Source organism: Bradyrhizobium sp. AZCC 1588, assembly GCF_036924735.1.
In the GTDB taxonomy this organism is placed as follows: domain Bacteria; phylum Pseudomonadota; class Alphaproteobacteria; order Rhizobiales; family Xanthobacteraceae; genus Bradyrhizobium.
The window spans coordinates 3959166-3983387 of the sequence record NZ_JAZHSC010000001.1 but is presented as its reverse complement, the minus strand read 5'-3'; the positions used below and the strand labels follow the sequence as shown (position 1 = coordinate 3983387).

The window sequence follows — 24222 nt, the reverse complement described above, 5'->3', positions numbered from 1 at the left end:
GAGGGCGGTTGTCCGCGATCCCACGGCGGGAAATCTCCGGTCTCGTAACTTTGATATTACCACCCCCGAGCGGCCAAGGCGCGCGAAGTCGTGGCGCGCATGCCGAAATGCGCTCGACCGGGTGGCGAAAAATCTAAAGCAATTTCAATTACATATATGTCGCTAATTTAGTCTGCATGGCGCACCACGCTTCGCCCTTGTGGGCTATGCGGGGCGCAGCCGCTCAGAACTGCGAGGCCGAAGCGTGTCGGGCGAAGCTCGAGCCTGCGACAGCGAAGACGGACAGCCTTCTACTGCTTTCGCAGCTTCGAGAAGCCGATTCACCTCACTGGTAACCGGCCGCTTTTTGAGAGTGACTGCCGACGCGCGGCAGTCCGTATCGCCAAATTCCACGGGTAACGCAGCCCTGCCTTTTGCCGCCGTTCGGCGTGGCGTCTCGCCTCACCGCGAAACAGTCGCGGCTGTACGGAAATAAAATGGTTCGCTCGGAAGCGAGCCATACACAAATGGCTCCTGCTGCCGACCGGTTGCGGCCATTACGTCATCGCGCACGAAGCGGAAGAGCATGGAAATCTCCAACCCCGGCTGCTTCAGCCGCTTGAGCAGCGCTTTCATGAACGGGCTATTACCGTCGTCACCGTCATGCGCCACCTGGCCAGCTTTCGCCGCATAGGCGACCATGGTCCCGCCCTCGGGCTCCACCCGTGCCAGCCCCGTTCCGAGCGAACGCGTGCTGTTGGTAAAGCGCATCTGCGGCGCAAACGGATTGTTGCGGCACGCATCCAGCACGATGAGACGCAGTCCTCGGGCGCCTTCGATTGCCGCGCTCAGTTCGTCGATCGACACCGCTTCGAGGCGCACGTCGCGATCGGTCTTGAACTGCGCATCAACAGGCGCGAGCCAGTTGACGCCGCCCATCTCGAGCCCGTGGCCGGCAAAATAGATTACGGCCCAATCGGACGTCTCGGCTTCCTTCGCGAACATGCGCAGGGCGGCGAACATTTGCTCACGCGTCACGTCGCGCAGCAGCGTCACCTTGCGGAAGCCGAGCGCATCGAATTCCGCCGCCAACGCTTCCGCGTCGCGGCCGGCGTTCGTGAGCGGCATTACATTCTGATAGGCGCCATTGCCGATTACCAGCGCGATCCGATTGGTCCGCTCCCGTGCCGGCTGCGCCGGATCTTCAGGGCGCGGAGCCATGGCGCCATCCAGTTCGCGCAGAAGCTGCTCCGCCTCGCGGAACACATCGGCAGCATCGACACTGGAGAGCGGCAGGCGGCGTGCGGCGGCCAGCGCATCGCGAGCGGCCGCAAGATTGTTCGTCCGAGACGCCGCCACGCTCTTGAGGGCGAACGCTTCAGCATTGTTCGGATCGACCTTCAATAGCGCGTCCAATACTGTCAGGGCTTCCGAGTTGCGTTTCAGCGCCACCAGGCTCTTGCCGTGCAACAGGCCAATATCCGAAGCGGTCTTCGTCTGCGAATAGCCGGGCGCGCTCTTGCGCGCGCGAGCCTTCCCGACCTGGGCGAGTGCCTCTTCCGCACGGCCGATCTGCAGCAGGAAGTCAGCCTGCATGATGAAGTTGTAGGTCTCGCCGGGCTGTAGCTTGGCCGCCTGGTCCAGGTCGGCACGGCTCTCGGTAATGCGACCGCTTCGCACCAGCGCCGCGGCGCGATTGCGCAGGGTGCCGGCACGGTCGGCATCGGTACGTGCTACCGCGAGCGCCTTCGTCGCGTCTTTTACCGCGAGGTCGAACTGACCGAGTCCGCTGCGGATCACCGTCCGATTGAGCCAGGCGTCGAAATAGCCCGGATTGTCTTCAAGCGACCTGTCGCAATTCGCCAGTGCGTTCCGATAGTCGTGCCGAATGATGTAATTGTAGCAACGGTTATAGTAGGCGGTCGCACGTTCGCGCGCCGGTATGCCGCGGGTGTTGATGATCGCCATGCAGGCGGTGAGTCCCGCCTCGCCGTCGTTATTGCGGCAGGTGTTCCATAGATTTGCGTGGTTGTCGGAAGGTGCGGCCAGCGGTGCCCTGGCGACAGGCAGCAGTGTGGCAAGCACGAGCAAATACGCCAGGCCAAACCTCGGTCCGCAAGCGCGCCGATACCAGGATGGAAACGAGGTCATGAATGCGACCTCTTGAGCCCAGCGTCGTGTCTTGGTGGGCTGGCTACATCAATGACGTGCAATGGTGCGCCGAAAGCCCGCGACACTCTCTTGATCAGCACGATCATGGCCGTTGCGACGATCAGGAAGATCGACCCGATGAAAGCCAGGATGATCGGCATCAGCCAAAGGGAAAACACGCCCCGGATCGCAGCCGATTCGGGTATATCGGGATCGTAGAGAACCGAGACGGTTTGACCGGTGCGGTAAGCCGGCGGATTGGTGCGCAGCCCGGACTGAAACTCAATGGTACGACCGTCCATCGTCTGGAAGCGCACGACTGGCGCAAACAGGTAGCCCTTATCCTCGCTGTCGCGCAGGCGCACCACCTCGATCACCGACCCGGGCGTTTCAATAGCGCGTTCAATCCATGTTTTTGTTGACCAGACACTGAAGCCCGCTCCGAGCAATAGCAGCAGGCCAACCGGTATCAGGACGAACTTGGCAATACGGCTGAGAAAAACTGCAGGATCTTCCATGAAAAGACGCGCGCTGCGGCAAACATTGTTGTAGGCGAGGATGTGTCTTGGCGCGGACCGAAAGGTTCAACGCGCCACGGGTGTCATGACACCAGCGGCGAGCTCAGCTCCCGAGCAACACTAGACAGCAATCTGCGCACAGGACCAGGTATCATATCCGCTCACTTCTTCCCGAACGCGCCGAGCAGTCCGCCCAACAGCTTCGATGCAATTCCGCCGAGCGCGCCGAAGCCGCCGGTGGCGCCGATTACGCCGGTGATGATCGGAATCAACGTTGCCATCGTCGATCCTGAAACCGGTGCGGTTGTGGTTGGCGCCTGACCGGCAATCGCTCCCAGATTGAACGGCAAGTTGAGAATGCCCGCCGACTGCAGCAGGGTGACGATGCCGAGCACGCCGGCAGAAGCCTGCACGCTCGGCCGCGACATGGCCGGCGCCAGCGGCTCGACGGGCTTATCCGGCTTCTCGGTGCCTGGAAGCGGCTTGCCGGTCAGCCGCTCGTAGAGCAGCGGCATCAACACGGTGATGAGATCGACCGGCGCCGCCGCGGCGCCAGGCTGTTGCGGCGTTACCGGCTGCGAGACGACCGGCGCCGGGACAGTGTTGACCGGTTGCGCGAGCACCGGCGCATTCGCGATCGGCGTGACCGCCGGCATCGCAACGGGCTTGCCGGTCGCAAGCACGGTAAGAAGCTGCGTGATGTCGAGTTGCTTGCCGGTAAGCGCCGACTGCAGAATCAGCGGCAGCAGCAGTTCGAGGCCTTGGCCCGGCTTGGCTGGATCGGCGGCCATCGGTTTCTCCTTCGAGAGCAACATGAGAATGAGCGGGAGCAGTTGCTGCAGGTCGAGCGCGGCAGCGCCAGCGGCGGGACCCGTCTCCGCGACCGTAACGCCGGGCTTGACGGTTTCGACCCCGAGCGAGACGCCGAGCGCTGCCGCCGTCTCCGGCCCGACCGCGCCATCGACGACCATGCCCTCGGCTTCCTGGAAACGCAGCACGGCAGCTTGCGTGTTCAATCCGAACTCGCCGTCGATCAGACCGGGATCGAAGCCCTTGGCGGCCAGCGCCGCCTGGATGCGCGCAACCACGGCCATATCCATGTTCGGCGCACCGACCTCGTAGAGGACGCCAGGCGAGCTGACCTTGATCGGCGCGGCATTGTCATAGGAGATGCCAGGAATCAGGATGCCGGTGTGCCAGCCGCGGCCATGCACCGTGTCGGCCACCACGCCGTAACGCCGTCCCTTGGCCTCGATGGTGCCGCCGTTGCCGTCGCATACCGCGATGTGGCCCATCTTGCCCGGACCCGGCGGATAGCGGAGCACGATGCCGCCGACGGTCGCCGCCGCCTCCTCCACCGAAACGCGCTTGCCGAGCCGCTCGAGGTCAGCCTTCCAGGCGCCGGTATAGGCATCGGCCTTGGCCGGCTGTGCCGTGTGGTCGACGCAGCCGTAAAGCGTGCCGGCTTCCTGATAGACCAGCCATGAGACGAACTCGGCACAGTCCCACGGGCCATGCCAATGCGGATCGTCCTTCGGCACCTGGGTATTGACGTATTGCTCGCCGATATGCGCGCGGGCGCGTTGCACCAGGCCCGCACCCGAGGGCACACCGCTCGCGGGCGGCTGGGCAACGGCTACGGCAGGCAGACCGTCGAAGAAGGCGTCGGCGCTGCCGGCCTTGTACATGCGATGGGCCTGACGCCACTGCTCCTCGGTCAGGTTATTGCCTTTGCCCGACTCGCGGCCTGCGATGGCTTTCAGCAGGGCAATGGCCTGCAGGGGATCGTCGACCATCTCCTTTGTCAGGATGGCGTTCGCATCATAGCCGGGCACACCGAAGCCGTGGGCGCCGGTCCACTTCGTTCCGGCCTCGCCGATCCGCATGCCGACATAGCTGCGCGACAACAGGTCGAAGTTCGAGGCAGCGCCGTTCACCGGCGAGGGAAAGCGCGCGATCTTGTGGCCGCCACCGATGATGCCATAGCCGGTCTGGCCGAAGCGCGCGGCGCGCGCGCTGGGATATTGTGCGCCGGGATTGTTGTAGCGGAACGAAGCGACCTCGCTGCCTGCAACGTCGTCGCGGTTATCAGCGGTTGAAGGATCGGTAGACCTGCCGATTTGACCCATTGCGCGCTCCCCCGTTTGTGTGCCTGTTGCCAGTTTCCTCTTCGCCGATCGCTGCGTCCTCGGCCTCGGTTTGCTGCTCATTGGCCGGCCCAGATCTGCCCTTTCGGCATGATGATCCGATCGTCGCGGCCAGTGACAACCGGCCGGACGCGCTGTCCGTACTATCGATATTCGCTTGCGCAGCCGGAGCATGATGGCTCACGGCGAACCGTGAAGAGCCTACATCGTTTTGCAGCCTTCACGTGTGAGCTAGCTAACAGTTGTGATGCAGGTCACCTGCTTCGGAGGCACGATGTCTACAAGACGCCCCGTGTGCCGTGTGGCCCGATCGCAGGACCGAAAGCGAATCGCGCTGCCTCAAGAAATCTAAATATATTACCGATTATCAACGGCTCTCAATGCCTTGACTTGCCGGAGGTGGTGCTTTGGCGCTATGCCGCAGTGTTCGCCACCCGTGCATGCGACCAAAGGGCCCAAGGTGCAGTTCCTGTTTGCCGATTACGTACTCGACCTTAATCGGCGGGAGCTCACCCGCGGCTCGGCCGCAATTGCAATTGGCCCAAGGGTGTTCGACCTGCTGGTCTACCTGGTGCAAGCCCGCGACCGCGTCGTCACCAGGGATGAACTGCTGGACACCGTGTGGAGCGGGCGCATCGTCTCTGAATCAACGCTCACCAGCCATATCAACGCGGTGCGCAAAGCGATCGGCGATAGCGGCCAGGAACAGCGCCTGATCCGAACGATTGCCCGCAAGGGCCTCCGGTTCGTGGGCGAGGTTGAGGCAAGAGGCCCCGATAGCGCCATCATCCGAAACGCGGAGCAGGCTAACTCGAATGAGCGCCAGGAGCCGTCTCTTCCTGACAAGCCCTCGGTTGCCGTCCTGCCGTTTCAGAACCTGAGCGGTGATCCCGAGCAGGAGTACTTCGCCGATGGTGTTGTTGAGGACATCATCCTGGCCTTGTCGCGGATACGCTGGCTGTTCGTTATCGCTCGGAATTCGAGCTTCACATACAAGGGCAGGGCCGTGGATGTCCGACAGGTGGGGCGCGAATTGGGCGTGCGATATGTGCTTGAAGGCAGCGTGCGCAAGGTGGCGACAAGGGTGCGCATCACCGGGCAACTCATTGATGCGACCAATGGCGTGCATCTCTGGGCCGAGCGTTTCGAAGGCACCCTCGACGACATCTTTGAGCTGCAGGACACGGTCGCCGCAGGCGTCGTTAGTGCGATCGCGCCGCAGCTTGAGCTTGCCGAAATCGAGCGTGCGAGCCGAAAGCCGACCGAAAGCCTCCACGCCTATGACTATTACTTGCGTGGATTGACCAAGTTTCACCTTGCGAGCAGGGCCGGCCTCGATGAGGCATTGCCGCTATTCTACAAGGCGATCGAGCTCGATGCGGAGTTCGCCTCCGCGTATGGAATGGCGGCGTGGTGCTACTACTGGCGCAAGATGAATCGTTGGCTCAACGATCGAGAGGCAGACGGCAACGAGGCCGCGCGATTGTGCCGACACGCCGTGACGCTGGGAAGGAATGACGCAGTGGCTCTGACCAGAGGCGGGCACGCATGGCCTCATTTTGGTGGAGACCTCGACAGTTGCGTCACTTATGTCGACAGGGCGATGATGCTCAATCCCAATCTCTCAACGATCTGGTACCTCGGCGGGTACCAGCGAATTTCCCTCGGCAAACATGATAGTGCGATCGAATATTTCACGCGTGCCATGCGCCTCAGTCCGCTGGATCCGGAGACATTTCAAATGCAGACCGGAATCGCGATGGGGCATGTGTATTCCGGGCGATTTGACGCGGCCGTCGCCTGTTTGGAGATGGCATGGCGGGAGGTACCGAACGTGCTGCGGGTAGCGGCCTTTATGGCCGCAAGCCATGCGCTGGCAGGCCGGGAGGAAGAAGCGCGACAAGCCATGCACCACGTGCGTCGGCTCGATCCCACGCTGCGCATTGGCAAGCTCGATGACTGGCTGTTGGTCCAACCGAAGGATTTCGCGGTAGCCGTGGAAGGCCTGCGAAGAGCGGGATTGCCGGAGTAACAGCACCGCTTGCTCCTGCTTCTACCCCCCGAAAGATCAGAAGATCGAAAAGCCGCGGTCCAACCGGGATGCGTCCGAATCGTCTTTGAGTTCTCGCCTGCCGGCGTCAGACAATAATCTTCAAATGAAATTGGCGCTTCCGCGCGCCGCTTGGACAAATTTCCAAGGCAAATCCAATCGCAATCCAACATGGCTGCAAGGCTTTTCGGCCAGCTTGGGCGCAATCTCCCCTCGCTTTCACAAGCAAGGCCATTGGTGGCCCGAAAGTCGAGGGAAAGTCATGAAGATTGTCATTATTGGCGGTACCGGGCTCATCGGAACGAAGCTCGCGAGCAAGCTCCGCCAGAAAGGCCACGAGGTGATCGCGGCATCTCCCAGTACGGGTGTCAACACGATCACCGGCGAGGGTCTCGACAGGGCGCTTTCGGGCGCCGAGATTGTCGTCGATGTTGCAAATTCGCCCTCCTTCGAGGACCGTGCGGTTCTGAAATTCTTCGAAACGTCAGGCCGCAATCTTCTCGCCGCCGAGGCCGCCGCCTCGGTACGCCATCATGTAGCGCTTTCCGTTGTCGGGGTCGACCGCCCTTCGGAAAACGGTTACTTCCGCGCCAAGCTGGTGCAAGAAAGCCTGATCAAGGCCTCGAAGATTTCCTACACGATCCTGCGCGCGACCCAGTTCTTCGAGTTCGTCGGCGGGATCGTCGATTCTTCTGCTGATGGACAAATCGTCAGGCTGTCGCCTGCCCTGTTTCAGCCCGTGGCTTCGGACGACGTCGCTGCCGCCCTGGCCGACGTCACGCTCGGCGTTCCGGTCAACGGCATCGTTGAGCTGGCCGGACCGGAACCGTTCAGTCTCGATGACTTCGCCCGGCAATATCTGGCGGCGACAAAGGACCCGCGCAAGGTCGTCGCCGACATCCATGCTCGCTATTTCGGAGCAGAACTGGACGATCGGTCTCTCACGCCGGGCCAGAATCCCCGGCTCGGCGCCGTCCGTTTCGAGGACTGGCTGGCCGGGCTCCGCCAGTGACGGGCAGGACCATGGCCCGCAAATCGATACTCACGACGCCCGGCGCATCGCGAGCAAGACAGGGCCCGCGCGTCTGCTTGCCGTTTCGTCGTGGATAGCGACGAAAAGAACCTGACCATTCCGGATCATGACGACTAGCGGGAGCTTGCTCGTCATACCGTACCCGGCCCCCCTAACACGAGCACAAAACCATGAGTAAGCCGATCTTGCGCGATTCCTCGCACGAGGATCCGTCGGCGGCGTCTGAGGCGCGCCAACACCAGTCGCCCGATGCCGACCGGCGCCCTGCCGATGTGGAGATGGCGCGCGTGCTCAGGACCGCGCCCCTTCGCATGGCCTCCGACCCGTCCAGCGGCGCAATCGCCTATTGGAAACATGAGCCTGTGCACGACGTCGTCGAGCCCATGGCTGATCACGTCATCATGACTTACCCCGCCGGCTCGCAGCGCCTGGAGCGGCGCACCGGGAGATCAGCTGCGATTGCAACGGCGCGTCCCGGGGGTGTGACGATCATTCCGGCCGGTTCGACCTCCCGGTGGGACATTCACAAGCCCATGCATGTCGTTCAGCTCTACCTTCCGCACAGAACGCTCGAACGTGTTGCCGGCGAAGCCGACCTTGCCGCTCCCGGCGATCTCCTGGAAAGAACGGGGCACACCGACCTCATTACATCCCGATTGCTCATGAGTGCGGCGGATGCGCTTGAGGGCAGCGCGGCGTTGGATGCCCTGTTCAGGCAGCAACTGACGGATCTCTTGGCCAACCGTCTACTGGCCGCGCACGCCGGCTCGCCGATCGTGTCCCCGCCGGTCGTGGGCGGCCTCGCGCCGATGGCACTGCTCCGTGCCATCGAACGCCTGCGCTCGGATAGCGATGCGGACGTCTCGCTCGCGGCGCTGGCTGCGGACGCCGGCCTGTCGCGCTTCCACTTCTGCCGTGCCTTCAAGGAAAGCACCGGGCTTTCGCCGCATGCCTGGCTGCGCCAGCACCGACTTGAGCAGGCCATGAACATGCTGCGCGACACCGACGCGTCGGTCGTGTCGGTCGCCGTCGCGCTTGGTTATGCCTCCCAGACCGCCTTCGCTGCGGCGTTCAGGCGGCTGACCGGAGAAACCCCGAGCGATTGGCGACGACGCTTTCAGTAACAGCAATCGCTCTGCGATGACAGCAATCGCGCTGGCGCAGCCGCAGGACTGGTTCGCTAAGACATCACGGAGCATTCGCCAACACCAGGGAAGACAAGAAAATGGTCAGGAACAAATCCATCAGCCAGCTTGCAACTACTTCGCGCCGGAAAGTGCTTGCGAGCGCGCTCATTTACGCGACTTCGCTCACCGTCCGCTCCTCTTCGGCGACCGGCAAGGAAAAAGACTCTTCGACGTTCCCCGCTCAAAGGACTGATCCTATGACCTCCGTCACCACCAAGGATGGCGTACAGATCTTCTACAAGGACTGGGGACCGAAATCCGCCCAGCCCATCGTCTTTCACCACGGCTGGCCGCTAAGCTCCGACGACTGGGAGACGCAGATGCTCTTCTTCGTCGGCAAGGGCTATCGCGTCATCGCCCATGATCGCCGCGGTCACGGTCGCTCAAGCCAGGTGAGCGATGGCCACGACATGGATCACTACGCAGCCGACGTCGCCGCGGTCGTCGAGCATCTCGATCTGCGCAACGCCATTCATGTCGGCCATTCCACCGGCGGCGGCGAGGCCACGCGCTACGTCGCGCGGCATGGCAGCGGTCGCGTGGCCAAGCTGGTCCTGATCGGCGCCGTGCCGCCGCTGATGCTAAAGACGGAAGCCAATCCCGGCGGCTTGCCAATCGAAGTGTTCGACGGCCTGCGCCAGCAGCTCGCTGCGAACAGGACACAGTTCTATCTCGATTTCGCGAGCGGTCCTTTCTACGGCTACAACCGCCCGGGCGCCAAGCCGTCACCGGCGGTTGTCTGGAACTGGTGGCGCCAGGGCATGATGGGCGGCGCCAAGGCGCACTACGACGGCATCAAGGCATTCTCGGAGACGGATTTCAGCGAGGACCTGAAGAGCATCGTGGTGCCTACGCTCGTCATGCATGGTGGAGACGACCAGATCGTCCCCGTCGCCGACTCCGCGCTCCTGTCGGCGAAACTGCTGAAGAATAGCACGCTCAAAATCCACGAGAAGCTGCCGCACGGCATGTGCACGACCCATGCCGACCTCGTCAACGCCGAACTGCTTACGTTCATCGCGACCTAGCGTCTTCGCTTTTCGTCTTTGCATCAGAGTAACTCAAACCACAGGAGTAGATCACATGCGACTAGTCATCATTGGCGCCGGCTTCGCCGGCATGTACGCCGCCCTTTCCTCCGCCCGGCTGCGCGACATTCAGGGCGTTTCGCCTGACGATCTCGAAATCGCACTGATCGCACCGGAGCCGATGCTGGTGGTCCGCCCGCGGCTCTATGAGCCGAAGCCGGAAACCCTGACCGCGCCGCTGCTTGACGTCCTCAAGGCGATCGACGTCGACTACATCCAGGGCAGCGCCGAGACGATCAACACCGATGCTCGAACGGTGCAGATCACGACTCCAAAGGGCTCGCGAAAGACTCTGTCCTACGACCGTCTCGTGGTGGCCACCGGCAGCCGCCTGTTCCGCCCCAACATTCCGGGCCTTGCCGAGCACGGCTTCAGTGTTGACTCGCTCGATGACGCAATCGCGCTCGACAAGCATCTACACAGCCTGGCCGACCGGCCGGCCATCAACGGGCGCGATACGGTCGTCGTCGCCGGCGGCGGCTTCACCGGCATCGAGGCAGCAACCGAGCTGCCCGCGCGCTTGCGCGAAATCCTTGGCAAGGACGCCAAGACGCGCGTGATCATCGTCGACCGCAACAGTGCGATCGCTCCCGACATGGGCGAAGGCCCTCGCCCAGTGATCGAGGAAGCGTTGCGCAAGCTCGGCGTAGAGACCCGGCTCGGGGCTGGCGTCGCCTCGCTCGAAAAATCCGGCGTCACCCTGTCGACCGGCGAACACATCGAAACCGAGACAGTGGTCTGGGCGGCCGGCATTCGCGCCGCGCCGTTGACGGCGCAGATTCCCACCGAGCGCGACAATTTCGGCCGGCTGCTGGTGGATCGCGATCTGCGCGTGCCGGGTGTCGCCGGCGTCTTCGCCACCGGCGATGCTGCGCGGGCCGCATGCGACGACGAAGGCAACTACGCGCTGATGTCGTGCCAGCACGCCACGCGGATGGGCGCCTTTGCCGGCAACAATGCCGTCGCCGAACTCCTGGGCATTCCGACCAGGCCGTATCACCAGAAGGCCTACGTCACCTGCCTCGACCTCGGCGAAGCCGGCGCTCTGTTCACGCGCGGCTGGGAGCGCAAGGTCGAGATGGTCGGCGACGTCGCCAAGAAGACCAAGCAGGAGATCAATACTGTCTGGATCTACCCGCCCCGCGCCGAGCGCGCCGCGGCGCTCGCGTCGGCCGATCCGGAGCGGGTGACCAACCTCTAGACGCCCCAAGCGATGGCGGCCGCGCTCCCCTGGCTGCGCGGCCTGCTCAACCAAGACCAGCCAGAACCAAGACCAACCAGGCATCCTTACCATGAAACAGGAGACGAACATGAACCTGCATAACACCTCATACCCCGTTACATCGGGACCCGAAGAGCTCGTTCCGTCGCGCTACGCGCTGAAGGTCGGCGACATTGACGTGCTGGTGGTCAGCGATGGCGTGCTGCCGCTCCCAACCCAAATGTTGGGACACAACGCCGACCCGGCCGACCGCGCGGCCTGGCTGAAAGACATGTTCCTGCCGCAGGACGCGTTCGACTGGGCGCTGAACGTGGTCGTGGTGCGTAGCGGCGGCAAGACCATCCTCATTGACGCTGGACTAGGGTCCGATCCGGACTTGAACTTGCCGCGGGCCGGCCAGTTGATCAAGCGACTGGAGGCCGCCGGCATCGATCTTGGGTCCGTGACCGACCTGGTGCTGACCCACATGCACATGGACCACATTGGCGGGCTGCTCGTCGAGGGGGTGAAGGAGCGACTGCGTAAAGACCTGCGGATCCACGTGGCGGCCGCCGAGGTCAAGTTCTGGGAGTCGCCCGATTTCTCCCACACCTCCATGCCGCAGGGTTTCCCGGATGCGCTTCGGTCGGCCGCCAAGCGGTTCGTGAGCGAGTACGGGAGCAACCTGCGGACGTTCGATGAGGAGCACGAGATTGCGCCGGGCGTGGTCGCCCGTCGCACCGGCGGTCACACCCCCGGGCACAGCGTGGTCCGCGTGGCGTCCGGCGGCGATGGGCTGACGTTCGCCGGCGACGCAGTGTTTACTGTCGGGTTCGAGCAGCCCGACTGGCACAACGGTTTCGAACACGACCCCGAAGAGGCGGCGCGCGTTCGGGTCCGTCTTTTGCGGGACCTGGCTAAGAGCGGCGAGATGCTGGTGGCCACTCACCTGCCGTTCCCGTCCATCGGCCGGGTGGCGGCCGACGGCGACGCCTTCCGTTTCGTACCGGTCTTCTGGGACTACTGACCGCTCGTTGGCTTAAGGCCGAACCAGGGCGCGTATGAATTGGCGCCCTGGTTCAATACCTCGCAACCACTGAGCCGCTGAAACCGAAGCGGTCGTTATGCCCGCTTTGACCAACTTCGAACCTTTACAGATGAGTCGAACGAACATGCAGAACGAAAAAGTCATGATCATAACGGGCGGCAGCTCCGGCATCGGTCGGGCGGCCGCGCTCCGTTTCGCCAACCAGGGCGACAAGGTGCTCATCACCGGCCGCCGCGCCGGCCCCGTCGAGCAAACGGTGGCGGAGCATAAGAATATCGCGGGCATCGTTGCGAATACCGCCTCTGCTGAAGACGCCAAGCGGACCATCGCCACGGCGGTCGACAACTGGGGCCGAGTGGATGCGCTCGTCAACAACGCCGGCGCGGGCGCCATCCTTCCGTTATCGGATGCGACAGCCGATCGGATCATAGACATCTTTTCCGTCAATGTGCTCGGTCCGAGCCTGCTGGCCCGCGCCGCCCTTCCTCACCTGAAGGCGACGCAGGGCACCATCATCAACATCTCCTCGACCTTCGGTCACCGGCCGGCGGCGGGACTATCCCACTACGCCGCCAGCAAGGCGGCGCTGGAACACCTGACCCGCTGCTGGGCGCTAGAACTCGCGCCGCTCGGAATAAGGGTGAATGCGGTCGCGGCCGGGCCCACGGAATCCGGCGCCTTGACCGGGATGATGGGGCTATCTGCGGAACAGGCAGAAGCCGTCAAGGAAGACGAGCGCGCACGGATTCCGCTCGGTCGGCGCGGCGTGCCCGACGACATCGCGGAATGGATTGTCCAGCTTGCGGGCCCCGCCTCGCAATGGCTGACGGGCCAGGTTCTCGCCGTCGATGGCGGCTTGGGACTGGCTTAGTTTCCGCGCTGCCAATTGCGGTCCCGACCTAATTTACTGCTCTTTCCGATTAAGTGCACTGGACCGTATTTCCCAAATGACGCGTAGCAGAACGTCGTATGCAAACGCCCACCGGAATACACGGCCGTCCGGTTGCACAGGAGGCGTGCTGATCGCTTCGCTGGCTTCGGTCATTGAGGTCCCTCGCGTACGCTCAACTAGCCATCGCCATCGCCCCGAGCACACGAGGGGCAGACCTGAGCTTGGTCATGATCACAACGTGGACCAGGAGATCGACAGGAACCAGCATCGCGGGCACGAAGATCCAGGGCAACGTCCCCATGACGAGCGTGCCCGGCCCTTCCGTGAACACGCGGAATGGTGTGCCGGGGACTGACAGCATCGCAAGAGTGAGAGCGGTAAGCAGATCGAGCAGTCCGAACGCGTTCCAGGCGCCGAGCCATAGCTTCGGCATTTTGACCCCAAGTACCAGCAACGGCACGAGCAAGAGCGCTATGGCGCCCGTAATGATGTCGCCAATAGCGGCGACCGGCGCGAACGGCGCCGATAGCCGCCCGTCGAAATAGAGAAGCAAGAAGAACACGCCGGCGACACGGCCGGCATGCACCGCCACCAGGGCTGGCATTGGAACCGACAGCAATGCGTCGCGCGCCTGCGGGATCAGCACCCAGGCTCCAAACAGGATCGCAAGAAAAAGGGTGAATGGCACGAGGTTGACCGGAAACGGGCCAAGAGCCCCGGGCGAGAGGACTCCCAGCCCATAGACTGCGACGACGGCTGCGAGCCACACCGCCGTCGCAGCAAAAAGGGCAATCTTGGTTGCTCCGCGAAGGAACGCAGGGCCAATCAACAGACCCGCCTGAGCCGCGCAATACGCGGTGGCAAAAATCGCCGCGACGATATCGAGCATGATGACCTCCCGGAGCATTTGCTGCTGCGTCACAACCGAACCCGGCGTATGATAGTGAACATCATGTTCGAAACAACAGACAGCCCGTGACCCGCCGTTCGTTACCGAACGATCGACGGCACGAGTTCGGAAAAGGGTGAGAAATGGGAGAGATCGACCGGCGCGTCGCGCGCACGCGGCGAACGCTTCACGAGGCACTGATCCGGCTGATCATGCGCAAGGGCTTTGATGCCCTAACCGTGCAGGAGATCATCGACGAGGCCGATATTGGCCGCGCAACTTTCTACGCCCACTACCGCAGTAAGGACGCTCTCCTCCGCGGCGGCTTCGAGCGGCTTCGCAGCGAGTTGAAAGCCGCACGACAAGGCGTGCGGCATGGCGGCGAGCGGGATCCGCCACTGACATTCAGCCTCGCGATGTTCGAGCATGCTTGCGCCTACCGGGATGTTTATCGTGCCCTGTTGGGAGGAAAGGGCAGCATCATCGCCGTCAACGAAATCCGCCGCGTCCTTTCCGAACTGGTGAAGGAGGAATTGACGACGATCGGCGACGATGGTGCGGTGCCGCGCGAACTGATGCTGCAATTCGTTGTAGGCACGTTTCTGACAACACTGACATGGTGCCTCGAGAAGCGGCCGAAACTGGCGCCTTCCGAGGCGAACGCCATTTTCCGTCATCTGGTGATGCAGGGCATTGGGCGGGCCATCGTCTCGGACGGCCGCCAACGGTAGAATCCATGCCTTGCGGTTGCGACCTCCCGCACTGTCACAGAAATTATCGTGTCTCATTCCAGGGGTGCAGTCCAGCACTGACCATAATTCCTGCCTTTGCTGGCATCACCTGCGATTTAGGAGCACTGTAATTGTCTACACCGGCACATCCGATGTTCCGCTCTCACGCCTCCCGATACCAGCTCGCGAGCTGCCACAGATCGTTGTCCCAGCCGGAGATATGCGCGGTCAGCTTGCCACTGAGCGCGGCGACCCGGGTGCGGGAGACGATGGGTTGGATGTGATTGTCTGACACCACGAGGTCGTTGAGCTTGATGAACAGCGCCGCGCGCTTCACCGCGTCGAGCTCCCGCTCGGCCTGCTTGTAGATCTCGTCGTATTCCTTGCTTTGCCAGCGCGAGACATTGCGCCCCTGCCACTTGTTTTCCTTGTTCGCCACCTGCCACGACACATACTGGTTCATGAAGAACTGCGGATCGGCCTGCGGCATGGTGGTGTTGTACATCTGCGCGTCGCAATAGAAATGCGTGTAGGTGTCGGGATTGGCGGCGTCGGAGGAGAAGAACACCGATCCCACCACCGACTTCAGTTCGACGTCGATGCCCGCTTTCTGGCACGCCTGCTTGACGATGGCCTGGGTCTTCTGCCTGGGCGCATTGATCGAGGTCTGGAACACGAACTTCAGCCGCTTGCCGTCCTTGGCGCGAATGCCGTCGCCGCCCTTTTTCCAGCCGGCGGCCTCGAGGATCTGGTTGGCCTTCTCGATGTTGAACTCGAATTTGGTGTTCTTCGACCGGAAGCGTTCCGGGTTGTTGAGGAAGTTCGCGGTAGCCCGCGCCGTGCGGCCATAGATGTGTTTCTCGATCGACGCGCGATCGATCAGGAGATTGATGGCCTGGCGCACGGCCGGGTCGCTGAACAGCGGATGTTTGGTCTTGATGCTGGCGCGCTCGCCGTCGACCTCGACCGCGGGATCAGTCGAGTTGAGCTGTATGAATTCGACATTGCCTGACGGGGTGATGTTCACCCTGCCCTTTCCGGCGGCTTCCAGCCTCAGCAGGATATCCTCTTCGACCAGCATGTTCCAGGCATAGTCGTATTCGCCGGACTGCAGCACCGCGCGCGCCGCCGACACCGCGTCGCCGCCGCCCTTGACCTCCACCTCATCGAAATGCGGCCGGTTGACGACGTGGTAGTTGGGATTGATCTTGCCGCGGAGCATGTCGCCCGGCTTGAAATCCGCGAACAGATAGGGGCCGGTGCCGACCGGCTTCAGATTGTTCGGCGCCTCGCGCGACTTGGCGCCGACGTAATCCTTGAACAGATGCTTCGGGATGATCATGCCGTAATTGCCAACAAAGGCATCGGCCCAGAACGGCGTCGGCTTGGCAAAGGTGAGGCGGACGGTGAACTCGTCGATCTTCTCGACCGTGATGTCCTTGTAGTTGGCAATCGAGACCGCCGCGGTCTCCGGTGTTTTGGCATATTCCCAGGTGAAGACGACATCGTCGGCCGTGAACGGCATGCCGTCATGCCATTTGACGCCGCGTTTCAGCTTCCAGACCACCGAGCGGCCGTCCTCGGACAATCCATGATTCTCCTTGCTAGGAACCTCGGCAGCGAGGATCGGGACCAGATTGCCGTCGCCGTCCCATCCCGCCAGCGGCTCGTAAAAGATCCGGCAGCCTTCCTGGTCCTTGGTGCCGACGGCGAAATGGGGATTGAGCAGGGTGATGGCCTGCCAATACATCAGTTTCAGCACGCCGCCGCCGCCGGCCTTGGTCGGCTTGTAGGGAAGCGCGGTCGCAGCCATCGCGACACCCGACTGGCTCAGCATCATCCCGGCAATCGGCGCCGTAAGACCTGCGGCGATCATTCGCTGGACAAAGGTCCGCCGCGACAGCCGGCCGGTCTTGACGTCTGCAATCAGGTCTCGAAGTTCCCGTTCTTTCATGGGGCCGGCTCCTCACTGGTACGAAATGCCTCGTCACTTTCAATCAAGGAAATGGATCAGGTCAGCGCGGGCCTGTCAAAGCAGGATCCGGGGCCACCCCGTCACGCCAAGTCCCGTCAGCCAAGTCCCGTCAAGCATCACCTGCAATTGAGTGCATCGGCGCGACAGTTCCCGGCTTTGTTGTCTTGACCGGGCTAGGCTTTGTTACAACCTTTGATGATCCAGCCACTTTAGCTGAGGAGCTCTCATGTCGTCGACATCCGATCTGCCGCGTCTGAACAGGAGAGCTTTCGTTGCCGCGGCTGCCGGCGCGACAGTCGGTTGCGTGCCGGCACTCGCCCAGCATGCGGGCCATGGCACGCCCTCAGGCGCAGCGCTGCCTGAAGCAGCCCCCTCCTCCGATCCGTTCACCCGGCTTCAGGGCGGCACGCCGCATCACCTCACCACCGAGCAGATCGCCCAGCGAAAGGTGGACAGTCCGGCGCCGCAGGGCCCGCAGGGGCGCTGGACGCCGAAGGCGGCGTTGCCGCTGCCGCGAAGCGAAATGGCCTGGGCCACCGCCTGGGCGGGGCGCATGCATATTGTCGGCGGCTATGGCGAAGGCCGTGTCGATCGCGCCTATCACCATGTTTACGATCCGAAGGACGATCGATGGTTCAACGCCGCGCCATTGCCGCGCGGCGCCAACCATGTTGCCGTCGTGGCGGATGCGGGGCGCGTCTACGCGCTCGGTGGATTCATCGAGCAGAATCGCAATCCGGATCCGAATGCGTTTTTCTACGACGTGGCTGCCGACAAGTGGACGACGATCGCGCCTTTGCCGCGCTCGCGTGGCGCTGCCGCGGCAGTCGCACTCGATGGTAAGATCCATCTTATCGGCGGCGCCGGCGCGCCCACCAACGAGCGCGCCAGCGTCGGCTGGCATGAGGTCTATGATCCGCAAACCGACAAGTGGGAAACCCGGAAAGCGCTCCCCGCCGCGCGCGACCATGTCGGCGCCGTCGCCTATAACGGCATGATCCATATCATCGGCGGTCGCTTCAACACCTTCGAATACAACACCGATCTTCATCACGTTTACCTGCCCGTATCAGACACCTGGAAGGAGCGCGCGCCGCTGCCTACGGCGCGTTCGGGCCATGGCCTCGTCGTCTACCGCGACCGCTTGTTCGCGATGGGCGGCGAATACGGCGTGCAGGACAGAGGCCAGATCTCGCAAGGCGTCGTATTCGGTCAGATGGAGAGTTACGATCCGCAAACGAACACTTGGCAATCTCATGCGCCGATGCTGACACCGCGGCACGCGGTCGGCGCCACGACGATCGGCGATACCATCTACGTTGCGGGCGGAGGCGCGGTAACGGGCGGCGCGGTCCAGTCGTCCGTGCACGAGGCGTTTACGCTGGCGGCTTGATTGCGATCTCGTCGCCGACCACGCGAAGGTCGATCCTGCCGATCAGATCGGAACGAAGCGCCTCGGCCTCGCTGATGGCGGCCATGGTCTGCCGCAAGGTGCTGACGTTCGAGCCGAGCGACACGATGCCGCCCAGCACCGCGGCAATCGAGCCGAGCGCTGCGACCTGATTGGACCCGAGCAGGCCAAGCATCGTGACGAGCATCAATCCGGCTCCAGCGGCGATTACCGACTTCGAAACCAGGGTGATCTTGCGGCACCGCTCGGCGACCTCGGTCAGCTCCTCGAGCCGCGCTTCGATCCGCGAAATCTCGTCACTCGGGTCGTCCTCGTCCATCGGTCTCAAAATCCAGTTCTGCAAGGTTTCGTTTTCCGGAATCGGTGGGCAGATCTCTTACCGCAAATGATGCGCCGATGCCCATCGGCCTCACTTCTCCTGCCTGTCATCCAGCCGCGGTCGTCCGGTCCACGCCCGATTGAGCCACCGGGTGGCCAGCTCGAGCCGCGGCTTTCCCTGCAGCCGCGCCTGCGCTTCGTGATAGGGGCCGACGTAGCGGAGGCGGGTCGGCAGGTGCGGATATAAGCGGCGTATCCACTTGAGCGCGCGATCCGCGGCCTTCTGATCGCGTTCGTCGAGATCGAAGCCGAAGCCTGTGCGCAGCCGCTCGGGCAACATCTGTGCGCTCAGAGCCACGTACCAGCGCGGCGGCCGCAACCACGGACGTGCACCGGTCAAGATGTGGTGGGCCGCGTCACGCGCCGCGGTGCTGACGGACAAGGTATCCGATCGAGCCATCGCGGCGTTGTAGTCGGCGAAGGATGACCAATCCGCCGGCAGGTCCGCAGGTCTCAGCCCGAACAATGCGCCGAACAGCCGGCTTTCGGCCCAATATTGCTCGCGCTCTTCGGGCGAGAGCGGAGGCAAGACGAGGTCGTGCGCGATGGCGGCAGTTTCGACGAGGGTGGCGTGAACCCAGCGCAGCGCGGCGATGTCGTTGGCATTGTAGGATGACCCTTCGTCGAAGCGGCCGGCCGTTTCGGGCAACACGCCGGAGATCATCGCGTGCCGCCGATGCAGACGCCGGGCCGCGGCAGTCGCGCCGTCGAGCGAACCGAACACCATTGTAAACATCAGCTCAAAGGTTCGATGAAAGCGGCCGACCGGATCGGTAAAGGTGCGCGAGTGCTCGGCAATAGCGGTCGCGACCCAGGGATGCGCAAGTTGAAGCAGCAAGGCGCGCCCGGCTCCCAGAAAGATCACGGCTTCCCTGTCGATCCGCCACGTCATCGACGCCGGGCCAAAAATGCCCTCAGCCGGCCCGGCAGCGCCGGCCCTGACGGCATCGAGAGTAGCGTCTAGATCGCTTTCCGAGACCAATTGGCAAACCTTCGAGAGAGATCGACCTGTTTTTCGCGACGCAGATTCTACCGCAACTCAGCGTGCGCGGGCAGAAATATCCCGAGCATCGGTAAAGCCAAACCAGGCGAGCGGCAACGCGAGGCCGCAAAGCACAGCCATCGCAACGAACGCCCCTCCGCCATACCTGGCATAGAAAAGCCCTGAAAGCAGCGTCAGTGCGGCCGTCACCACGCCTGAACCAAACGCATAGATTGCCTGAGCCGTTGCGGCCATTCTGGCGGGGACAAGAGCTGCCATCAACCGCATGCAAGAAAGATGCAGCAGTGCGAACGTCAACCCGTGCAGCGGCTGCACCATCGCGAGCGCCACGACGGAAGTCGTCGTCCCCGCAACCGACCAGCGGATGATTCCACCTGCTGCCGCCAACGCCGCCGCACCACGCGCGCCGAACCGGTTGAGCAAGGCCGGGCCGATCAGAAAGAACACGATGACTTCTGCGGCGACGGCCTCCGACCACAGGACGCTTATGACGGAGGTGTCTATTCCGGCATTGCTCCATCGGATCACCGCAAAGGCGTCATGCATGGCGTGGCTGCCATAGATCAGAGCCGAGACGAGGATCAGGATTCGGAATCGCGCGATCCCGAGGAGGCCACGAACCTCGCTCGCTAGCTGCGATGCGCCGGCATGCGGCGCCGATGGAGCTGAAACCCTGGGCACCAGCGCGGTTGCCCCAGCGGCAGCGACAAGCAGGGCCGCGTTCAGCCAGACCACACGCGTCAGGTCAGTAGACGTGATGAGTTGCCCGATGAGCAGCGTACCGCAGACGAAAGCCGCCGATGCCGAACCGCGGATCCAGCCATATTCGAACAGCCGCCCCGCGATCTGCGGCCTGGCCGCGTTGACCGACAACGCGTCGGCCATCGACGTCGTAGGAGCCAGTGCCACCGCTTGATCCAGCGCCAGAAGCAGCAACAGCCAGAAGCCATCGGCCGACAGCAACGCCACAGCCGTTGCTGCTGCCAGGGCGGCGCAGAATGCGAGCACGAGGCGCAACGATTGCAGGAAGTCTGCAAACATCCCGACGAGTGGACCGGCGACAAGACGCGCCAGCAACGCAACCGCCAGTATCAAGCCGATCTGCTCGAACGTGAGCGCTCTGGTTTCAAAAAACTTCGGCCAGAACGGCGATGCCACGCCGAACGCCGCGTACAACGCGGCGTAAAGAGCGATGTAGGCGACCGGCCCAGGAACGCGCATTTCTGAAAGTTCCCCTCGGTAGAATTACGGCCACAAAGAACACTGCTCTGCCGTAGTTCATCCGCGAAATCTCCACATCCAACTTCTATCCGACCGGCCTTCTCACAAATGGATGGAAGTTGATGCGATATCTTTTCGCCGCCGTGATTGCTGTGTTCGTAGTCGCGGTGGATTTTGAAAGTTCCAACATCAGGTCAGTATCGGGACTATCTTTCGTTGTCGCCGAAGCGCAATCGGAACCCGCCTCGACATCGAATTCTCACACAGGAACTGTGACCGCGTCGGTCGAGCATTCACAAGAACCGGGCGCAACAAACGTCGTCACGGCGCCGTACGAGTCGGCAACGACAGCAGATGCCGCGGCTCATGCGGTCGCCTCGATAAAGGAGGAGGCCGCGCCAGCGAACCCGATCTGCGAGGCGGTCAGGACTGCCGCCGAGGAACACGATATTCCGATCGGGTTTCTTCGTGCGCCTGCTCTGGCAGGAAAGCAGGTTTAAAGCGGCGGAGGTCAGTTCGGCAGGCGCGCAGGGCATTGCGCAATTCATGCCGCGAACGGCGGTCGAAATGGGCTTGAAAGACCCGTTCGATCCGCTGCAGGCGATTCCTGCGTCGGCAAGATTTCTTCGCAAGCTTCATGATCAGTTCGGAAATCTCGGGCTTGCGGCGGCAGCGTACAACGCGGGCGGCGGCAGGATCGCGAAGTGGCTATCGCGGCGCGGCGCCTTGCCGAAGGAAACGCGCGCTTACGTCAAGATCATTACCGGCAACAAGGCGGAGGCCTGGACGGACGCAAACAATACTGTCCACATGCCGACGGACCTTCCGGATAAGGCGCCATGTGAAGGAGTCGGTGGCCTGTCGAAGGAAGACCAGATCGCCGAAATTCCGGTCGATCTGGCGCCTTCCATCAGCGGAATGGTGCTAAAGGCTGATGTTGCCGAAGAGAGCCACGCGGCTCTCAAAAAGCGGCGAGTTGTTGCAAGCCGAACCGCAAGGGCCGTACGTACGGCGTTCCGGAATGCAAAAACCCGGGTAACCCGGCTGGCAGCAAAGGCTGCGACACGGAAGCCCGGCAAGCAATCCGCCACCCGCGTTGCGTCGGCCGCCGGCAGCGGCAACCGGACAAAGTCATCGAAGGCATCGCGGGAATTGTAGGCTCGGATCGACCCGCCAGTTGGCACGCAAAAAGCCCGCATTGCTGCGGGCTTTTTTCTCGCCGGCTGTCTTACCAGCGGCCGGTGCCGAAGCTGAAGGTTACGCCGGGACCGCCGCCGTAATAGCGGGGACCGTAGTGCCCGTACCGGCGCGGCGCGTAGTAGCCGTAGCTATCGTAGTACGGGCGATAGTGCCGGTGGTAGCCCCAGTGCCGATGACGCCAGTGGCGGCGATGGGCGCTGAAGTCAGTAGAGGACTGCACGGTGTCCGTCGCAGGTTTCGCCTTCACCGCATTGTCGGCGGCGTTGGCGGCGGAACCGCCGATCAGCGCAGCAGCACCAACGGCAAATACGATGGCTAGTTTTTTCATCATCGAACTCCAGTGATTGTGTCGACTCTACCGAGTCTAATCACCGCACCACGCGCACGTTCCTGTCTGCGACATTACGTCTGCGACAGCTCCTTGAACAAACATTCATGAATATGAACGGCAGTTCCTGCGACAGCCGCGCATCACGCGCCGGAATCGCTGGCGTTGGGATAGAACAACTGCTCGCCGTCGATCTTGTAGCCGGCGATTGCCTTCTGTCCCTCAGGTGATACCAGCCAGTCGATGAATTGCTGGCCGAGATCCTTCTTGACGCTCGGATGCTTTTCCGGATTCACCAGCATGACGCCGTACTGGTTGAACAGGCGCTTGTCGCCTTCGACGGCGATTCCGAGGTCGCCGCGATTCTTGAACGACAACCAGGTGCCGCGATCGGCGAGCACATAGGCGTTCGAGGCCGAGGCGGTGTTGAGCGCAGCGCCCATGCCCTGCCCGATCTCCTTGTACCAGGGGCCCTTGTCCTTGGCGATGTCGATGCCGGCGACCTTCCAGAGATTGAGCTCGGCCTGATGCGTGCCGGACTTGTCGCCGCGCGAGATGAAATCGGCAGCCTTGGCCTTGATCGCGGAGAGCGCAGCAACGATGTCCTTCGAGCCCTTGATGCCGGCGGGATCGCTCTTCGGGCCGATGAGGATGAAGTCGTTGTACATCACGGGATGGCGCCTGACGCCAAAACCTTCGGACACGAATTTCTCTTCCGCAGGTTTGGCGTGGACGAACACGACGTCGGCATCGCCGCGGCGGCCGGTATCGAGCGCTTGTCCCGTGCCCTGCGCCACCACCTTCACGTCGATGCCGGTCCTGGCCTTGAACATTGGCAGGATATGGCCGAACAGGCCGGAATCCTGCGTCGAGGTGGTCGAGGCCACCACGATCGATTTATCCTGCGCGATGGCGTGGCTTGCGAATGCGAGGGCGGCGGTCGCCGCAACCAGCAAGCGGCGCGTGAGCATCTTCATTTGTTTCCTCCTTCTTTAGTTTGCGCATGATCTTTTCGGAAAACCGGTGACCACTTTGCACTCACGTGGCCCTCCGGGTCCGGATCATGCGCTAAATCAATAGTTCGCCGGCAAGGAACGCCCTCGCCTCCGCGGTTTGCGGCGCGTCGAAGAACGATGCGGCTGCACCGGTTTCGACAATACGGCCGCGGTGAAGCATGACGACTTCGCCGGCGAGCCTGCGCGCTTCGCCGAGATCATGGGTCGCCATCACGACCTTGATGTTGCGCTCGCTCACGGTGCGGATGATGTCTTCCACCGCCTTGGTGGCGATGGGGTCGAGGCTCGCGGTCGGCTCGTCCAAAAACAGCACCGCCGGATCGCGCGCGAGCGCGCGCGCCAGCGCCAGCCGCTGCTGCTCGCCACCGGAGAACCTTCGCGCCGCGCGGTCGGCAAGCGCGTGCAAGCCGACCAGTTCGAGCAACTCGGCGATGCGGCGCGCATGTTCCGCGCGCGGGATGCCGGCGGCGCGGAGCGCAAAACGGAGATTGGCGGCGGCGCTGCGCCGGAGCATCGCCGGGCGCTGAAACACGATCGCGCGCTTGAGCGGCGGGACATGTTCGAGCCCGCTCCAGGTGATGCGCCCGCGCGAGGGCGCGAGCAGCCCCATCGCGAGACGCAGCAGCGTGGATTTCCCCGAGCCGTTGGGGCCGATCAGCACCGTGGGCGGGCCCGGCGCCAGCGTGAGCGCGATGTCGTCGAGGATCGTGACCCCGCCAGCCGTAACCGTCACGCCATGGAATTGGATCGGCAGTTCGCTCGAGGGCGCGCGCATG

22 protein-coding genes are annotated in these 24222 nt (G+C 62.9%); 11 read left to right on the top strand and 11 right to left on the bottom strand.

Annotation, left to right across the window (positions count from 1 at the left end; genetic code table 11):
• Positions 1 to 441 precede the first annotated feature (441 nt).
• The 3 genes from V1277_RS18715 to V1277_RS18705 all read right to left on the bottom strand — a co-directional run bounded on the left by V1277_RS18715 (position 442) and on the right by V1277_RS18705 (position 4777).
• Positions 442 to 2130, bottom strand: a complete 1689-nt coding sequence (locus tag V1277_RS18715) for a caspase family protein (protein ID WP_334417586.1) — start codon at positions 2128 to 2130, stop codon at positions 442 to 444.
• Positions 2127 to 2648, bottom strand: coding sequence for a DUF3592 domain-containing protein (locus tag V1277_RS18710; protein ID WP_334417585.1), 522 nt, complete (start codon positions 2646 to 2648; stop codon positions 2127 to 2129). Before V1277_RS18710 ends, V1277_RS18715 begins: the two co-directional genes overlap by 4 nt.
• Positions 2649 to 2809: 161 nt before the next feature.
• Positions 2810 to 4777: a C40 family peptidase gene (locus V1277_RS18705; RefSeq protein ID WP_334417584.1), complete on the bottom strand. Its 1968-nt coding sequence runs from the start codon at positions 4775 to 4777 to the stop codon at positions 2810 to 2812.
• 478 nt (positions 4778 to 5255) lie between these two features.
• On the opposite strand from V1277_RS18705, the gene V1277_RS18700 reads away from it, so the two are divergent.
• The 7 genes from V1277_RS18700 to V1277_RS18670 all read left to right on the top strand — a co-directional run bounded on the left by V1277_RS18700 (position 5256) and on the right by V1277_RS18670 (position 13273).
• Positions 5256 to 6827: a winged helix-turn-helix domain-containing tetratricopeptide repeat protein gene (locus V1277_RS18700; RefSeq protein ID WP_334417583.1), complete on the top strand. Its 1572-nt coding sequence runs from the start codon at positions 5256 to 5258 to the stop codon at positions 6825 to 6827.
• Between the two features lie 280 nt (positions 6828 to 7107).
• Positions 7108 to 7857, top strand: a complete 750-nt coding sequence (locus V1277_RS18695) for an SDR family oxidoreductase (RefSeq protein ID WP_334420405.1) — start codon at positions 7108 to 7110, stop codon at positions 7855 to 7857.
• A 191-nt stretch (positions 7858 to 8048) separates the two neighbouring features.
• Positions 8049 to 9002: a helix-turn-helix transcriptional regulator gene (locus V1277_RS18690; RefSeq protein WP_334417582.1), complete on the top strand. Its 954-nt coding sequence runs from the start codon at positions 8049 to 8051 to the stop codon at positions 9000 to 9002.
• A 260-nt stretch (positions 9003 to 9262) separates the two neighbouring features.
• Positions 9263 to 10093, top strand: a complete 831-nt coding sequence (locus V1277_RS18685; protein WP_334417581.1) for an alpha/beta fold hydrolase — start codon at positions 9263 to 9265, stop codon at positions 10091 to 10093.
• 55 nt (positions 10094 to 10148) lie between these two features.
• The gene (locus V1277_RS18680; RefSeq protein WP_334417580.1) at positions 10149 to 11354 is read left to right on the top strand and encodes an NAD(P)/FAD-dependent oxidoreductase; all 1206 of its coding nucleotides are present in this window, start codon (positions 10149 to 10151) and stop codon (positions 11352 to 11354) included.
• A gap of 109 nt (positions 11355 to 11463) precedes the next feature.
• The gene (locus V1277_RS18675) at positions 11464 to 12381 is read left to right on the top strand and encodes an MBL fold metallo-hydrolase (protein ID WP_334417579.1); all 918 of its coding nucleotides are present in this window, start codon (positions 11464 to 11466) and stop codon (positions 12379 to 12381) included.
• Positions 12382 to 12544: 163 nt separating this feature from the next.
• Positions 12545 to 13273, top strand: a complete 729-nt coding sequence (locus V1277_RS18670; protein WP_334417578.1) for an SDR family NAD(P)-dependent oxidoreductase — start codon at positions 12545 to 12547, stop codon at positions 13271 to 13273.
• 193 nt (positions 13274 to 13466) lie between these two features.
• Here the strand turns inward: V1277_RS18670 and V1277_RS18665 are convergent, their stop codons facing one another.
• Positions 13467 to 14183 carry a hypothetical protein gene (locus tag V1277_RS18665; protein ID WP_334417577.1) on the bottom strand — a complete coding sequence of 239 codons (717 nt, stop codon included), beginning with the start codon at positions 14181 to 14183 and terminating at the stop codon, positions 13467 to 13469.
• Between the two features lie 143 nt (positions 14184 to 14326).
• Between V1277_RS18665 and V1277_RS18660 the strand changes: the two genes are divergently transcribed.
• Positions 14327 to 14914 carry a TetR/AcrR family transcriptional regulator gene (locus V1277_RS18660; RefSeq protein ID WP_334417576.1) on the top strand — a complete coding sequence of 196 codons (588 nt, stop codon included), beginning with the start codon at positions 14327 to 14329 and terminating at the stop codon, positions 14912 to 14914.
• A 163-nt stretch (positions 14915 to 15077) separates the two neighbouring features.
• On the opposite strand, the gene V1277_RS18655 is transcribed toward V1277_RS18660, so the two are convergent.
• Complete coding sequence (locus V1277_RS18655) at positions 15078 to 16868, bottom strand: peptide ABC transporter substrate-binding protein (RefSeq protein WP_334417575.1); 1791 nt, start codon at positions 16866 to 16868, stop codon at positions 15078 to 15080.
• Between the two features lie 247 nt (positions 16869 to 17115).
• On the opposite strand from V1277_RS18655, the gene V1277_RS18650 reads away from it, so the two are divergent.
• Positions 17116 to 18282, top strand: coding sequence for a Kelch repeat-containing protein (locus V1277_RS18650; protein WP_334417574.1), 1167 nt, complete (start codon positions 17116 to 17118; stop codon positions 18280 to 18282).
• On the opposite strand, the gene V1277_RS18645 is transcribed toward V1277_RS18650, so the two are convergent.
• The 3 genes from V1277_RS18645 to V1277_RS18635 form a co-directional block, all read right to left on the bottom strand.
• Positions 18266 to 18619, bottom strand: a complete 354-nt coding sequence (locus V1277_RS18645) for a hypothetical protein (protein WP_334417573.1) — start codon at positions 18617 to 18619, stop codon at positions 18266 to 18268. The two genes, V1277_RS18650 and V1277_RS18645, sit on opposite strands and share 17 nt — an antisense overlap.
• A gap of 90 nt (positions 18620 to 18709) precedes the next feature.
• Positions 18710 to 19660 (bottom strand): oxygenase MpaB family protein, encoded by a 951-nt coding sequence (locus tag V1277_RS18640; protein WP_334417572.1) that lies wholly within the window; start codon positions 19658 to 19660, stop codon positions 18710 to 18712.
• Positions 19661 to 19717: 57 nt separating this feature from the next.
• Positions 19718 to 20902 (bottom strand): MFS transporter, encoded by a 1185-nt coding sequence (locus tag V1277_RS18635; RefSeq protein WP_334417571.1) that lies wholly within the window; start codon positions 20900 to 20902, stop codon positions 19718 to 19720.
• 122 nt (positions 20903 to 21024) lie between these two features.
• Here V1277_RS18635 and V1277_RS18630 point away from each other — a divergent pair, with 122 nt between their 5' ends.
• The gene (locus tag V1277_RS18630; protein WP_334417570.1) at positions 21025 to 21402 is read left to right on the top strand and encodes a hypothetical protein; all 378 of its coding nucleotides are present in this window, start codon (positions 21025 to 21027) and stop codon (positions 21400 to 21402) included.
• Positions 21371 to 22060, top strand: a complete 690-nt coding sequence (locus V1277_RS18625) for a lytic transglycosylase domain-containing protein (RefSeq protein WP_334417569.1) — start codon at positions 21371 to 21373, stop codon at positions 22058 to 22060. Before V1277_RS18630 ends, V1277_RS18625 begins: the two co-directional genes overlap by 32 nt.
• 70 nt (positions 22061 to 22130) lie before the next feature.
• Here V1277_RS18625 and V1277_RS18620 read toward each other — a convergent pair whose 3' ends face one another.
• The 3 genes from V1277_RS18620 to V1277_RS18610 all read right to left on the bottom strand — a co-directional run bounded on the left by V1277_RS18620 (position 22131) and on the right by V1277_RS18610 (position 24221).
• Complete coding sequence (locus tag V1277_RS18620; protein WP_334417568.1) at positions 22131 to 22430, bottom strand: hypothetical protein; 300 nt, start codon at positions 22428 to 22430, stop codon at positions 22131 to 22133.
• Positions 22431 to 22573: 143 nt separating this feature from the next.
• Positions 22574 to 23401: an extracellular solute-binding protein gene (locus V1277_RS18615; RefSeq protein ID WP_334420404.1), complete on the bottom strand. Its 828-nt coding sequence runs from the start codon at positions 23399 to 23401 to the stop codon at positions 22574 to 22576.
• Between the two features lie 97 nt (positions 23402 to 23498).
• Complete coding sequence (locus V1277_RS18610) at positions 23499 to 24221, bottom strand: ABC transporter ATP-binding protein (RefSeq protein WP_442894586.1); 723 nt, start codon at positions 24219 to 24221, stop codon at positions 23499 to 23501.
• Position 24222 lies beyond the last annotated feature (1 nt).